The following is a 13,830-nucleotide window of genomic DNA, read 5'->3' on the forward strand; positions in this document are numbered from 1 at the left end:
GGGCGGGATTGCATCTAATGGACGTCATGCCCATTCATGGTGCCCGGAGGCGGGGCACGACCACGCATGACAACCTCAGGTTTCGGTTTCAGGATTGCTTCCTTCGAAGGCGATCGCGCGGATGCCGCGCGCATTCGCGATGTCTGCGCCAGCGCGGGATACGAATGCACCACGTTCGCCGAAGGGCGTCGCATGCTGCTGGCCTTGCGCAAGGTCGAGTTCGACCTGCTGCTGCTGGAGTGGGAGGTGGCGGACCTCGACGGCATGGAGGTACTGCGCTGGGCCAGGCGGCATCTCGATCCGCGCCTGCCCATCCTGTTCCTGGCCAGGCATGGCGAGGAAGACGACATGGCGGCGGCGCTGGCGGCTGGCGCCGACGACTACATGGTCAAGCCGATCCGGCGCACGGAGCTTGTTGCGCGCATGGCCGCGCTGTTGCGTCGCGCGTATCCCGATGCCCGCGTGAACGAGGAGGCGCCGCTCACATGCGGGGCCTATACCTTCGATGTCATGGCTCGCCAGGTCTCGCGCCATGGTGCGCTGGTGACACTGACGCCCAAGGAGTTCGAACTGGCGCTACTGATGTTCCGTAACCTGGACCGCGTCGTGCCGCGCGAACACATGGTGCTGGCGATCTGGGGCCGCGATATCCCGCCGATGTCGCGCACGATCGACACGCATATCTCGCGCGTACGCAACAAGCTGGAATTATGGGAATGCCACGGCGTGCGGGTACAACCCATTTATACGTACGGCTACCGGCTGGAGCGCGTCGACGCACATGGCCAGCCGATGGCATCGGACGGAAGAGCGCGGCGCAAGACGGGATAGGGGAGGCGCAGGAATAAAAAAAAAAGGCACCCGAAGGTGCCTTTCCCAAAATCAGCTGATCTGAAATGCCGATCAGAAAATGTGGCGGATGCCAGCGGCAACGCCGGTCTGGTTGTTCTTGCCCGGCAGTTCGGTCTGCACGCCGCCGGTGACCTTGTTGAAGTCCACCGTGCCATAGACCTGGGTACGCTTCGACAGCGAGTACTCGGCCAGCAGGACGCCGGTGTAACGGTTGCCGCCATTGTCGGCCACGCCGTTCTTGTTCTTGATGTGGTCGCCGTAGAACACGCCGGTCAGTGCCAGGGCCGGGGTGGCCTGGTACGTCAGGCCGATGTAGCCGATGGTGTCCTTGCGCGGGTTGGCCTGGGCGTTCTGCGTGCCGCCGCCGGTGTACGCACGTGCGTTCAGCCAGTCGGTCGTGTCCAGCGAGCCGGTGCGGTCCTTGCCGCCAATGTAGCCAGCGAACAGCTTGGCCGCGCCGAAGCCGACCTTACCTGCTGCGCCCCACATTTGCTGCTTGTTGCCAGCCTGGTCACGCACTTCCTGGTACACGCCACCGAAGCCGAACGGACCGGTTTCGTAGGAAGCGCGCGCGCCCCAGTACGAATTGGTCGTGGCCGTGCCCTTAGTGAAGCTGCCCGGTGCTTCGCCAAAGCCGTAGCTGGCGCCAACGCTCAGACCCTGGAAGGAGCCCGAGTAGCTGATGACGTTGTCGTTACGGAACTTGGTCAGGAAGAACGGCCATGCGTTGGCGGTGTAGTTGCCGATCGTCAGCGGATCGTAGTCACCGAAGAAGTTAAACCCTTCCGTGTACTGGCGGCCCAGCTTGATGGCGCCAAAGTCGCCCGACAGACCGACGTAAGCCTGACGGCCGAACAGACGGTTGCTCTGGTTGGCGCGGCCGGTATCCGGATCGAAGCCGTTTTCCAGTTGGAAGATGGCCTTCAGGTTGTTGCCGAGGGCTTCGCTGCCCTTCAGGCCCCAGCGGCTGTTGGTCACGGCGCCGTTGGTCAGTTGAACCTGGCTGTGATTGGCAGCATCCGAGTTCGTGGTGTAGCGGACGCTCTGGTCGACAATACCGTACAGCGTGACGGACGATTGTGCGAAGGCGCTGCCGGCAAACAGCGAACCCAGTGCGAGGGCCAATAGCGATTTCTTCATGGTGCTCCTTTTCTGTCTTGTGGTTGGACTACACCGGATCACGGCGCGCCCATTTGAATGACGTTTGCTCTTAACGCCGCGAAAATTTATCAAAACACGGCTGATTCCGACATAAATCCGAACTCAAGCTTGATCTACAGGAGACATTTGGTGCAAATCCGTTGGTTTGCCGCTACAAATTGTCATAAACCTCTGGAGTTGGTGCACGGCAGCACGCGCCACGCTGGTGCAGCGCGGTTGGAAAGCGGCGAGGGAATAGCGATTGCACAAAGTCATGCAGCCGTCTCATGGGACGGCTGCGTGCGGTGCAATATCCCCCGCGAGAGAGGGGAGGGTTATCCCTTAAATCCCGTTAAATGGCCCGTGATAATGGGCCGGGATTTTAAGGGCTCAGCGATTCAGCGATTCAGCGGTTCAGGGTAACCGCTTGAATCAGGCCTGGGGAATCTCGATCTTTACTTCGAGCACTTCCAGGTTGTCCTGGCGTTCGAGACTGACGCGCAGGTCCTGATCGCTGATCTTCACGTATTTGGAGATCACGGCCACCAGCTCGCGCTGGAGTGCCGGCAGGTAGTCGGCCGGCGCGGAATGGCCGGTGCGTTCATGGGCGAGAATGATCTGCAGCCGCTCCTTGGCAACCGAAGCGGACTTCTTCTTTTCCCCTAACAGGAAGGACAGGATCGACATGTGGATGAGTCCTCCTTACTTGTTGCCGAAGATGCGCGAGAGCAGCCCCGGTTTTTGATAGTCAGTGAAACGCAGCGGCTTGTCCTTGCCCAGGAAGCGGTCCACCACGTCGCCGTAGGCGTCCGCCACGTCGGTGCCTTCCAGATGGATGGCCGGCGTGCCCTGGTTCGATGCGTGCAGCACGGCTTCCGATTCCGGAACCACGCCGATCAGTTTGATACGCAGGATTTCCTGGATATCGGTCAGCGACAGCATCTCGCCGCCGTGCACGCGCTTCGGGTTGTAACGCGTGATCAGCAGGTGTTCGCGGATCGGTTCGCCTTCGCTGGCGCGCTTGGTCTTGGACGCCAGGATACCCAGGATACGGTCCGAATCGCGCACGGACGACACCTCGGGATTCGTCACGATCAGCGCTTCGTCGGCAAAATACATGGCCATCAGCGCGCCGGTCTCGATACCGGCCGGCGAATCGCAGACGATATATTCGAAATCCATTGCCTTCAGGTCGTTGATGACCTTTTCCACGCCCTCGCGCGACAGCGCTTCCTTGTCGCGCGTCTGCGAGGCCGGCAGGATAAACAGGTTCTCGCACTTCTTGTCCTTGATCAGCGCCTGGTGCAGGTTGGCTTCTCCCTGCACGACGTTGATCAGGTCATAAACCACGCGGCGCTCGCAACCCATGATGAGGTCGAGGTTGCGCAGGCCCACATCGAAATCGATCACGGCAGTCTTGTGGCCGCGCAGGGCCAGGCCGGCGGCGAAGCTTGCGCTGGTGGTGGTCTTGCCAACGCCCCCCTTGCCGGAGGTCACTACGATGATTTTTGCCATGGCTCTATGGTCCGGTTTGAGTGGAATTCGTTCCCCGATACGCGCTGCTTATTTCATCCGCAGCGGTTCGAGGATCAGTTTTTCGTTTGCCAGGCGAACCTGGGCCGATTTACCGAGCACGTCGGCCGGGAGCGCCTGCTCCGCGGTCCGGTAAATGCCGGCGATGGAAATCAGTTCGGGTTCCAGGCACGTGCAGAAGATGCGCGCATCCGGATTGCCCTTGACCCCCGCCAGCGCACGGCCGCGCAACGGGGCGTAAATATGGATGTTGCCTTCCGCGATTACCTCGGCGCCGTAGCTGACCAGGTCCAGGATCACCACATCGCCCTGTGAATAGACCTGCTGGCCCGAGCGCAGCGGCTTGTCGATCATCAGGGTGGGAATGTTGCGCGGGCCGGCTGCAGCGGTGGCCGCTGCCATGATCTCGGCAATGGCCGCCTGGGTGCCATTTGCGGTGTCTGCAGAGACGCCGGCGTCAGCATCCGGCGCGTTGCCAAGGGTTTGCCCTGAGTGATCCGCAGCGTGGGATGCGGCTTCGACGTCGGCCTTCGCCGCCTCGTCGCGGCCACCGCGCCGGCTCTGGCTGTCCAGCAGCGGCAGGCCGAAACCACCGGCCCAGTCACGCTGGGCGGCGCGTGCCACCACGCCGATGGCGCGAGCGTTGAGGGTGGAAAGGGTCTCGATCACGCGGTCCAGCGCCACGGCGTCATCGCCTTCCAGGCGGCGCAAATCCAGCGCCACGACGTCATCGGAGAAGAAATCGGGGGTCGATTCGAAGCGGGAGAGGAGGTCGTCCCGCAGCGCGTCCGTATCGGCGCTATGCAGTGCGAGAAGGAGGGCGTCGACATTGCCACTGCGCAGCTCGAAGCGTGGCGATTTCTTCTGAGACATAGTCGGTGGACCGTGGAAATGGGTCATTCTAACGTCGGAATTCCGGCGAACTGTAACAAATCTTGGTGTATCGACCCGTGAATGCTCAGGGGTGGACGATGCGGACCATATGGCGGCGCGACGTGGTACGCGCTGCACCGCGCGCGTGGAATTGCTAGCATGTCGCACCCTCACAGCGGAGTGCATATGGGCGCCATCGTCAACTGCGCAGCCTATCGGAACGGCAAGAAGGTCGGCCCGGTGGAGTTCGATGCCATCGAAACCGTGCTCGCGGAGCCGGGGACCTTCGTTTGGCTCGGCCTGCACGAACCCGACCTGACCCTGTTGCGGCGCGTGCAGCAGGCGTTCGGCCTGCACGACCTGGCCGTGGAGGATGCGCTGGACGCCCACCAGCGGCCCAAGCTGGAGAGCTATGGAGATTCCGTGTTCGTGGTGCTCAATACGGCGCAGCTCGCGGGCGAGGAAGTGGTGGTGGGCGAGACGCACCTGTTCGTCGGCCCCAACTACGTGGTCTCGGTGCGGCACGGCGCCAGTTCCACCTATGCTCCGGTGCGGGAGCGCTGCGAGCAGGATCCGCACGGCCTGGCCAACGGTCCGGGCTATGTGCTGTACGCGCTGATGGACTTCGTGGTCGATCACTACCTGCCCATCGTCACCAAGCTCGAAGACACGTTCGAGGCGCTGGAACAGGGCATCTTCCGCGACGAATTCGACCGCGCCGCCATCGCGCGCCTCTATCACGTCAAGCACCAGGTACTGCGGCTGCGCAACGCGGTGTATCCGGTGGAGGATATCTGCGGGCAACTGATCCGCCTGCACGAGGCCCTGGTGCCCAAGGAACTGCGTGCCTACTTCCGCGATATCGAGGACCACTGCAGCCGCATCGTCCGCTCGCTCGACGTGGTCCGCGAAATGCTGACCACCGCTGTGCAGGTCAACCTGGCGCTGGTGACCGTGACCCAGAACGAGGTGGTCAAGCGCCTGGCAGGGTGGGGCGCCATCCTGGCCGTGCCGACCGTGGTGTTCTCTCTATACGGGATGAACTTCACGTTCATGCCGGAGTTGAAATGGCATTACGCGTATCCGGTGGTGATCGGGGTCACGGCGACGGCGTGTGGATTCCTCTGGAGCAAGTTGCATCGGGCGGGTTGGTTGTAGGGCCAAGGCATAGGCAATCCCGCCCGGTTTGCTCCCCTCTCCCGCATGCGGGAGAGGGGAGCAAACCAGCGCGGGAAGTCGGAAAACCCCATTTTTATATCTCGTTTACACCCCCCTTTCCCCTCTCTACCCCGTTTTTACCCCCCGATCCCTAACCTTCCATCCGTGAATCACTCGGCAGGCGCGATGCCTGCACACATGTCATGGACGGGATCTATTTCCTCGTATTGCTGGCTTTTGGTGCGCTGACGGGCGCGCTGCTGGCCCTGTGCGCCGCGCTCGGCGCCAACCTTCCTGCGGGGCGCGGTCAAGTCGACGACACCCCGGCGGCGAAGCATTCCGCTAGCGACAGGGGGCTCTGATGAACTGGACCGACCTGCTTAGCGGCGGCCTGGCCGTCGCCATCTTCATCTACCTGCTTGTTGCGCTGTTCCGGCCGGAGAAATTCTGATGGCTACCTCTCCCTACGCAGAGTTCTTCGGACTCCTCGCCCTGTTCCTTCTGATCCTGTTCGTGGTCGGCCCCTTCCTGGGCCGCTACATGCGGCGCGCCATCGAGGAAGGTAACTACGCCCTGACATCCTGGGGCCGCCCGCTGGAGCGCGGCCTGTATCGTGTGGCCGGCGTGCGCGCCGATGCCGAAATGAACTGGAAGCAGTACGCCATCGCCGTGATCGTGTTCAACGTGATCGGTGTGGTGGCTGTCTATGCGATCCAGCGCCTGCAAGGCATGCTGCCGTTGAACCCGCAGGGGTTTGGCGCCGTGTCGCCGGATTCCTCGTTCAACACGGCGATCAGCTTCGTTGCCAACACCAACTGGCAGGGCTATGCCGGTGAGTCGACGATGAGCTATCTCACGCAGATGCTCGCGCTGACCGTGCAAAACTTTGTCTCGGCAGCCACGGGTATCGCCGTGGTGTTCGCGCTGATTCGCGGCTTTGCGCGCCACGGCGCCAAGACCATCGGCAACTTCTGGACCGATATCACGCGCACCACGCTGTACGTGCTGCTGCCGCTGTCCGTGGTGCTGGCCGTCGCGCTGGTGGGACAAGGCGTGATCCAGAACTTCGACAGCTACAAGGAAGTGAATCTCGTCACGGCTGTGGAATACACACAGCCCAAGGTGGATGCCGCAGGCCAGCCGGTGCTCGATGCCGAAGGCAAGCCCGTGACCGAGGCAGCCAGGACCGACAAGCAGACGCTGGCCATGGGGCCGGTTGCTTCGCAGGAAGCCATCAAGATGCTCGGCACCAATGGTGGCGGCTTCTTCAATGCCAACTCGGCGCATCCGTACGAGAACCCCACGCCGTTCGCGAACCTGTTGGAAATGCTCGCGATCTTCCTGATCCCCGCCGCGCTGTGCTTCACGTTCGGTGAAATGGTCAAGGACCGGCGCCAGGGCGTGGCGGTCATCGCGTCGATGACGGTGATCTTCGTGGTGATGGCTGCGGCGGCAATGTTCTCCGAGCAGCAGATCACCGCGGCGCTGTCTGGCCTGCCGATCGACCACGCCGCTTCGGCGCTGCAGGCCGGCGGCAACATGGAAGGCAAGGAAGTGCGCTTCGGCATCTCGGCCAGCGCGTTGTTTGCCGCGATCACCACGGCGGCTTCGTGCGGCGCGGTCAATGCGATGCATGACTCGTTCACGGCCATCGGCGGTCTCGTGCCGATGCTGTTGATGCAACTCGGTGAAGTGGTGTTCGGCGGCGTGGGTTCGGGTCTCTACGGCATGCTGGTCTACGCCGTGCTTGCGGTGTTTATCGCTGGCCTGATGATCGGTCGCACGCCCGAGTATCTGGGCAAGAAGATCGAGGCGTACGAGATGAAGATGACCGCCGTGGCGATTCTGGTCACGCCGCTGCTGGTGCTTGTGGGCACCGCCATCGCGGTGATGGTCGAGCCGGGACGCGCTGCGGTGTTCAACCCCGGCACGCACGGCTTCTCGGAACTGCTCTACGCGCTGTCGTCGGCGGCCAACAACAACGGTAGTGCGTTCGCCGGTGTCTCGGTCAACACGCCGTTCTACAACGTGTTGCTGGCTGCGGCGATGTGGTTCGGCCGCTTCTGGATCATCGTGCCTGTGCTGGCGATGGCTGGTTCGCTGGCTGCCAAGCGTCGTACGCCGGTATCGGCTGGCACGATGCCCACGCACGGCCCGCTGTTCGTGACGCTGCTGGTGGGTTCGGTGCTGCTTGTTGGCGCGCTGACCTATGTGCCTGCGCTGGCCCTTGGCCCCGTCGCAGAGCAATTGCAGCCTGCCGCCGTGACGGCGGCTGCCAAGTAATCCGCGGAGAATTCGCATGCAACAACAATCCTCCGCGACGCGTGCCGCCAATACCGCACCGTCGCGCAACCCCGGCGCAGCCGCCACGCAGACACCCGCCCCGCAACATCCGCGCCCCCCGCGTGGCATGTTCTCGCCGGAGCTGGTGAAGCCGGCCATCGTCGATGCGCTGCGCAAGCTGTCGCCGCGTGCGCAACTGCGCAACCCGGTGATGTTCGTGGTCTACGCCGGCAGCATCCTGACGACGATCCTGTTCCTGCGCGCCTGGCTGGCGCCGGAGCAGGGCGCGGCGGGTGGCGAATCGGCTGGCTTCATTCTGGCCGTGTCTGTCTGGCTCTGGTTCACGGTGCTGTTTGCCAACTTTGCCGAAGCCCTGGCGGAAGGCCGCAGCAAGCAGCAGGCCGCTGCGCTGCGTGGCCTGAAGACCACCACCATGGCGCGCGTGGTGCGCACGGGCCGCAGCGATGCGCGTGCCGCGGGTGCCACCGAACCGCGTGCGGCTACCGAGCTGCGCCGCGGGGACATCGTGCTCGTGGAAGCGGGCGAGATGATCCCTGGTGACGGCGAGGTGATCGAAGGCGTGGCATCGGTCGATGAAAGCGCGATCACCGGCGAATCCGCGCCGGTGATCCGCGAGTCGGGCGGTGACTTCTCGTCGGTCACGGGCGGCACGCGCGTGCTGTCTGACTGGATCGTGGTGCGCATCACCACGAACCCCGGCGAGAGCTTCATCGACCGCATGATCAGCATGGTGGAAGGCGCCAAGCGCCAGAAGACGCCGAACGAACTTGCGTTGACCATCCTGCTGGTGGGCCTGACGCTGGTGCTGCTGCTGGCTACGGTCACGCTGCAACCGTACTCGCTCTATGCAGTACTCGTGACGCAGGCCGGCGTGCCGGTCTCGGTCACGGTGCTCGTGGCGCTGCTGGTGTGCCTGATCCCGACGACGATTGGTGGCTTGCTGTCGGCCATCGGCGTGGCGGGCATGAGCCGCATGATGGAAGCCAACGTGATCGCCACGTCGGGCCGCGCTGTGGAAGCCGCAGGCGACGTGGATGTGCTGCTGCTCGACAAGACGGGCACGATCACGTACGGCAATCGCCAGGCTTCGCGCTTCATCGCCGCGCCCGGCGTGACCGAGCGCCAACTGGCGGAAGCCGCCTGGCTGTCGTCGCTGGCCGATGAAACGCCGGAAGGTCGCAGCATCGTCACGCTCGCCCGTCAGCGTCCGGGCACCGCATCGCCGGAACTGACCACGCGCGGCATGGGTGCGCCCGTGTTCGTACCGTTCACCGCGCAGACGCGCATGAGTGGTGTGGATGTGACGAGCGGCAACATCGTGCGCAGTGTGCGCAAGGGGTCGGCCGATGCGCTGCGCCGCTACGTGACGGAGCGCGCCGGCAAGTTCCCGGATGCCGTGATGCAGGCCGTGGACGACGTGGCCCGCGCTGGCAGCACGCCGCTCGTGGTGTGCGAGTCGGTATCGGAAGGCACCGAAGATACCGTGCGCGTGCTGGGCGTGGTGGAACTCAAGGACATCGTCAAGACCGGTATCCGCGAGCGCTTTGGCGAACTGCGCAAGATGGGCATCCGCACAGTGATGATTACTGGCGACAACCGCCTGACGGCTGCGTCGATCGCGGCCGAGGCTGGTGTCGATGACTTCCTCGCGGAAGCCACGCCCGAAGCCAAGCTCGCGCTGATTCGCGAATACCAGGGGCAGGGTCGTCTGGTGGCGATGACCGGCGACGGCACCAACGATGCACCGGCACTGGCGCAAGCCGACGTGGCCGTGGCGATGAACAGCGGCACGCAGGCCGCGCGCGAGGCCGGCAACATGGTCGACCTCGACAGCAATCCGACCAAGCTGATCGAGATCGTGGAGATCGGCAAGCAGATGCTGATGACGCGCGGCTCGCTGACCACGTTCAGCGTGGCCAACGATATCGCCAAGTACTTCGCGATCATTCCGGCCGCATTTGCCACCACGTATCCGCAATTGAATCTGCTGAACGTGATGCATCTGTCCACGCCGGCGTCGGCCATCATGTCGGCCGTGATCTTCAATGCGCTGATCATCGTCGCGCTGATTCCGCTGGCACTGCGCGGTGTCACGTATCGCCCGCTTGGCGCGGCGGTGCTGCTGCGTCGCAACCTGCTGATCTACGGGCTGGGCGGCATCCTGGTGCCGTTTGCCGGGATCAAGGTGATCGACATGCTGCTGACTGCGGTTGGCTGGATCTGAAATTCGGAGCATCACAATGTCTGCAAAATCCACACTCGCCATGCAAGAACCCGCCCGCCAGCAGGGCATGCTGCGGCCCGCGCTGACGGTGTTCGTCGCGCTGTCGATCATCACCGGGCTGCTGTATCCGGGGCTGGTCGCTGGCATCGCACGCACCGTGTTCCCGCACGAGGCCGCCGGCTCGCTGATCGTCAAGGATGGCAAGACGGTCGGTTCCGAACTGATCGGCCAGCCGTTCTCCGACCCGAAGTACTTCTGGGGCCGCCTGTCGGCCACGGCGCCGATGCCCTACAACGGTGCGGCATCGGTGGGGTCCAACCTGGGCCCGACCAATCCGGCACTGACCGATGCGGCAAAGGCACGCATCGACGCACTGCGTGAAGCCGATCCGGGCAACAACGCCCCGGTTCCGGTGGATCTGGCCACCGCCTCCGGCAGCGGCCTCGATCCGCATATCAGCGTGGCGGCGGCTCAGTATCAGGCCGCGCGTGTCGCACGTTTGCGTGGCTTGCCGACGCTGAAGGTGGAAGCGCTGATCGCGGCGAATACGGAAGGGCCGGGGCTGGGCGTGCTGGGCGAGCCGGGGGTGAATGTGCTGAAGTTGAATCTGGCGCTGGATGCGGTGAAGTAAGCGCGTTTTCTCCCTGCTTGTTGCGCTGCTCTCCCGCCTTTATTCTTTCTCCCCTCTCCCGCTTGCGGGAGAGGGGCGGGGGAGAGGGCCAGCAGTTCAAATTGCGGCACGTCGGCAAGCAGAGCCTCTTGCCCTCTCCCCCAACCCCTCTCCCGCTTTGCGGGAGAGGGGAGAAAAAAGAAGGATGCGGGAGAGGGGAGCAAACCATCGCGACATCAAAACTCACCCCATGGCACAATCCCCCGCACGATGACCACCCCTCAACGTCCTGATCCCGACGCGCTGCTGCAACGCATGCAGGCGGAGGACGTGCGTGCTGCGCGTGGCAAGTTGCGTGTGTATTTCGGTGCGTCCGCTGGCGTCGGCAAGACGTTTGCGATGCTCGCTGCGGCGCGGGCATTGCGCGAGCAGGGTGTGGATGTGGTGATCGGCGTGGTGGAAACGCATGGCCGTGCCGAGACCGAGGCGCTGGTCGAAGGTCTCGAACATCTGCCGCTGCGCGATGTCCCCTACCGCGACCGTGTGCTGCACGAGTTCGATCTCGATGGCGCGCTGGCGCGTCGTCCCGCGCTGGTGCTAGTGGACGAACTCGCGCATTCCAACGCGGCCGGCAGCCGACATCCCAAGCGCTGGCAGGACATCGAGGAATTGCAGGCCGCAGGCATCGATGTGTGGACCACGGTCAACGTGCAGCACCTCGACAGCCTGAACCAGGCCGTGGGCGGCATCACGGGCGTGCGTGTCTGGGAGACCGTACCCGATACCGTGTTCGATGGCGCCGATGAAGTGGTGCTCGTCGATCTGCCTGCCGACGAACTGCTGCGTCGTCTGCGCGAAGGCAAGGTCTATCTGCCCGAGCAGGCGCGCCACGCGGCGCGTAACTTCTTCCGCAAGGGCAACCTGATCGCGTTGCGCGAACTGGCGTTGCGCCGCACGGCGGATCGTGTGGACGATGATGTCCGCGCGTATCGCGATGCCAAACAAATTTCCCCGGTGTGGCGCACGCGCGAAGCCGTGCTCGCCTGCATCGGGCTGGGCGATGATGCCGAACAGGTTGTGCGCAGCGCGCATCGCCTCGCGAGTCAGCTCGATTGCGACTGGCATGTGGTGACCATCGCCGCATCGCACCTGCTGCCGCCCGTGGACACGCTGCGCCTGCGTCTGCGCGTGGCGATGCAACTGGCCGAATCGCTCGGCGCCCGCACGGAAACGCTCGCGGGCCATGACATGGTCGAGGCCGTGGTGGGCTATATCCGGCGCCACAATCTGACCAAGGTACTGGTTGGCCGCGCACGCACCGAATGGCGTGCCGAAGGCGGCGTGCTCGATCGTGCGCGCATCTGGCTGGCGCGTGCCTTGTCGCCGCTGCTTGGCGCCGGCAATCGATTGATCGGCAAGCAGTCGTTTGCCGATGCGCTGGCGGCAGGCTGCCCCGAAATCGATGTGGTGCGCGTAGCCGCAGACACCACGCGCGAAACCGTGCGCACGGAAACGCGGCCTGACACGCGCCATGAGGAAGACGCCGAGCCCTCGCGCCTGCGCAGCCGCGACTATGGCTGGGCGGTGGTGTGGTGTGCGGCGGCCACCGGCGTCTCGATGCTCGCGCGGCCGTGGTTCGACCAGGTCAACATCGCGATGCTGTTCCTGGTGGCCGTGGTCGTGGTGGCACTGCGCCACGGACGCGGACCGGCGGCGCTGGCGTCGGTGCTGTCCGTGGCATCGTTCGATTTCTTCTTCGTTGCCCCGCGCATGTCGTTCGCGGTCAGCGATGTGCAATACCTGCTGACGTTTTTCGTGCTGCTGGCGGTGGGTCTGGTCATCGGCCAGTTGACTGCGGGCCTGCGCGAACAGGCGTACGTAGCCGTGCGTCGCGAGACCGATGCGCGCACGCTGTACGAGCTGGCGCGCGAATTGTCTGCGGCATTGACGCCCGAGCAGATCGTCGAGATTGGTGGCCGCTTCCTGCGTGCCGCGTTCGATGCGCATGCGACGTTCTTCCTTGTGAACGAGAAAGCCCGGCTCGAACCGATCTCGTCGCCCCTGTCGCCTTCGTCGGAAGACCATGGCGGCGCGCGCTCGCCTAAGGGCGAAGCCATCGACACCGTGCTCGCGCAATGGGTGTTCGATCACGGCGAGCCTGCTGGCACTGGCACGCATACGCTGCCCGGCAGCACCGTGCTGTACCTGCCGCTGAAAGCGCCGATGCAGACGCGCGGTGTGCTGGCCGTGGAGCCCCGCGCATGGCATGCGCTGGCGGAGCCTGCACTGCGCAGGCAGGCGGATGTCTTTGCCACGCTGATCGCGATTGCCATCGAGCGGCTGCACTATGTGGATGTGGCGCAGCGTGCGTTGCTCTCGATCGAATCGGAACGGCTGCGCAGTTCGCTGCTGGCGGCGGTCTCGCACGATCTGCGTACGCCGCTCACGGGCCTGCTCGGCATGGCGGAGACGCTGCAGCGCGCCGACCCGCCGCTGGCGCATGACGTGGCCGAAACCGTCGATGCCATCCACGCGCAGGCGCAGCGCATGCGCACGATGGTGGTGAACCTGCTCGACATGGCGCGCTTGCAGCAGCATGACGTGGCGCTGCAACGGGGCTGGCAATCGCTCGAAGAACTGGTGGGCGCGTCGCTCGTGTCGATGCGCGAGACGCTGCGCGATCATCGCGTGGAAGTATCGGATCTGTCCGTGCTGCCGCTGGTCGAGTGCGATGGCGTGCTGATGGAGCGCGTGCTGAGCAACCTGTTCGAGAATGCGGCCAAGTACACGCCGCCGGGTACGGTGATTCGCGTCTATGGCGATATCGTCGCGAGCCCGACTGGCGACACCGGTAGCGACGAAGTCCGCCTGATCGTCGAGGACGATGGTCCTGGCGTGCCGGTAGGACAGGAGCGCCGCATCTTCGAGAAATTCACGCGTGGAGAGCGCGAGTCCGCCACGGCAGGTGTCGGGCTGGGCCTGGCTGTTTGCGAGGCCATCGTGCAGGCGCATGGTGGCCGCATCTGGGTCGAGCCTGCCCGGCCCGGCGCGCGATTCATCGTGGCACTGCCGCGCGGCAATCCTCCCGTGATCGAGCCCGAACTGCTCGACGAGTCCATTCACTTTCCGCACTGAG

Annotated in this window: 12 protein-coding genes; 8 read left to right on the forward strand and 4 right to left on the reverse strand. The window is 64.2% G+C overall.

Translation table 11 applies throughout. The features are described 5' to 3' along the window. The first annotated feature begins 66 nt into the window (after positions 1 to 66). On the forward strand, positions 67 to 831 hold the full coding sequence (locus GA566_RS00270) for a response regulator transcription factor (RefSeq protein WP_137925822.1): 765 nt from the start codon (positions 67 to 69) through the stop codon (positions 829 to 831). Between the two features lie 72 nt (positions 832 to 903). Here the strand turns inward: GA566_RS00270 and GA566_RS00275 are convergent, their stop codons facing one another. The 4 genes from GA566_RS00275 to minC form a co-directional block, all read right to left on the reverse strand. After that, a complete protein-coding gene (locus tag GA566_RS00275) occupies positions 904 to 1,992 on the reverse strand; it encodes a porin (RefSeq protein ID WP_137925821.1) in 1,089 nt (362 codons plus the stop codon). Positions 1,993 to 2,424: 432 nt separating this feature from the next. Further along, a complete protein-coding gene (minE, locus tag GA566_RS00280) occupies positions 2,425 to 2,679 on the reverse strand; it encodes a cell division topological specificity factor MinE (RefSeq protein WP_061959726.1) in 255 nt (84 codons plus the stop codon). Positions 2,680 to 2,694: 15 nt separating this feature from the next. After that, a complete protein-coding gene (gene minD, locus GA566_RS00285) occupies positions 2,695 to 3,507 on the reverse strand; it encodes a septum site-determining protein MinD (protein WP_137925820.1) in 813 nt (270 codons plus the stop codon). Between the two features lie 48 nt (positions 3,508 to 3,555). Then, on the reverse strand, positions 3,556 to 4,398 hold the full coding sequence (gene minC, locus GA566_RS00290) for a septum site-determining protein MinC (protein WP_137925819.1): 843 nt from the start codon (positions 4,396 to 4,398) through the stop codon (positions 3,556 to 3,558). 186 nt (positions 4,399 to 4,584) lie between these two features. Between minC and GA566_RS00295 the strand changes: the two genes are divergently transcribed. The 7 genes from GA566_RS00295 to GA566_RS00320 all read left to right on the forward strand — a co-directional run bounded on the left by GA566_RS00295 (position 4,585) and on the right by GA566_RS00320 (position 13,829). Next, positions 4,585 to 5,556 (forward strand): magnesium and cobalt transport protein CorA, encoded by a 972-nt coding sequence (locus GA566_RS00295; RefSeq protein ID WP_137925867.1) that lies wholly within the window; start codon positions 4,585 to 4,587, stop codon positions 5,554 to 5,556. Between the two features lie 203 nt (positions 5,557 to 5,759). Then, positions 5,760 to 5,918, forward strand: a complete 159-nt coding sequence (locus GA566_RS32835; RefSeq protein WP_171020317.1) for a hypothetical protein — start codon at positions 5,760 to 5,762, stop codon at positions 5,916 to 5,918. Next, positions 5,918 to 6,007 (forward strand): K(+)-transporting ATPase subunit F, encoded by a 90-nt coding sequence (gene kdpF, locus GA566_RS00300; RefSeq protein WP_109582419.1) that lies wholly within the window; start codon positions 5,918 to 5,920, stop codon positions 6,005 to 6,007. The genes GA566_RS32835 and kdpF overlap by 1 nt, the downstream gene beginning before the upstream one ends. Beyond that, positions 6,007 to 7,839 carry a potassium-transporting ATPase subunit KdpA gene (gene kdpA, locus GA566_RS00305; RefSeq protein WP_137923663.1) on the forward strand — a complete coding sequence of 611 codons (1,833 nt, stop codon included), beginning with the start codon at positions 6,007 to 6,009 and terminating at the stop codon, positions 7,837 to 7,839. The genes kdpF and kdpA overlap by 1 nt, the downstream gene beginning before the upstream one ends. Before the next feature lie 16 nt (positions 7,840 to 7,855). Further along, positions 7,856 to 10,084, forward strand: a complete 2,229-nt coding sequence (gene kdpB, locus GA566_RS00310; protein WP_137923662.1) for a potassium-transporting ATPase subunit KdpB — start codon at positions 7,856 to 7,858, stop codon at positions 10,082 to 10,084. A gap of 16 nt (positions 10,085 to 10,100) precedes the next feature. Continuing rightward, positions 10,101 to 10,715 (forward strand): potassium-transporting ATPase subunit KdpC, encoded by a 615-nt coding sequence (gene kdpC / locus GA566_RS00315; protein ID WP_202126638.1) that lies wholly within the window; start codon positions 10,101 to 10,103, stop codon positions 10,713 to 10,715. Between the two features lie 249 nt (positions 10,716 to 10,964). Beyond that, a complete protein-coding gene (locus GA566_RS00320; RefSeq protein ID WP_137923661.1) occupies positions 10,965 to 13,829 on the forward strand; it encodes a sensor histidine kinase KdpD in 2,865 nt (954 codons plus the stop codon). The last annotated feature ends 1 nt before the right edge of the window (position 13,830 follow it).

The organism is Cupriavidus sp. SW-Y-13 (genome assembly GCF_009793345.1).
GTDB lineage: Bacteria > Pseudomonadota > Gammaproteobacteria > Burkholderiales > Burkholderiaceae > Cupriavidus.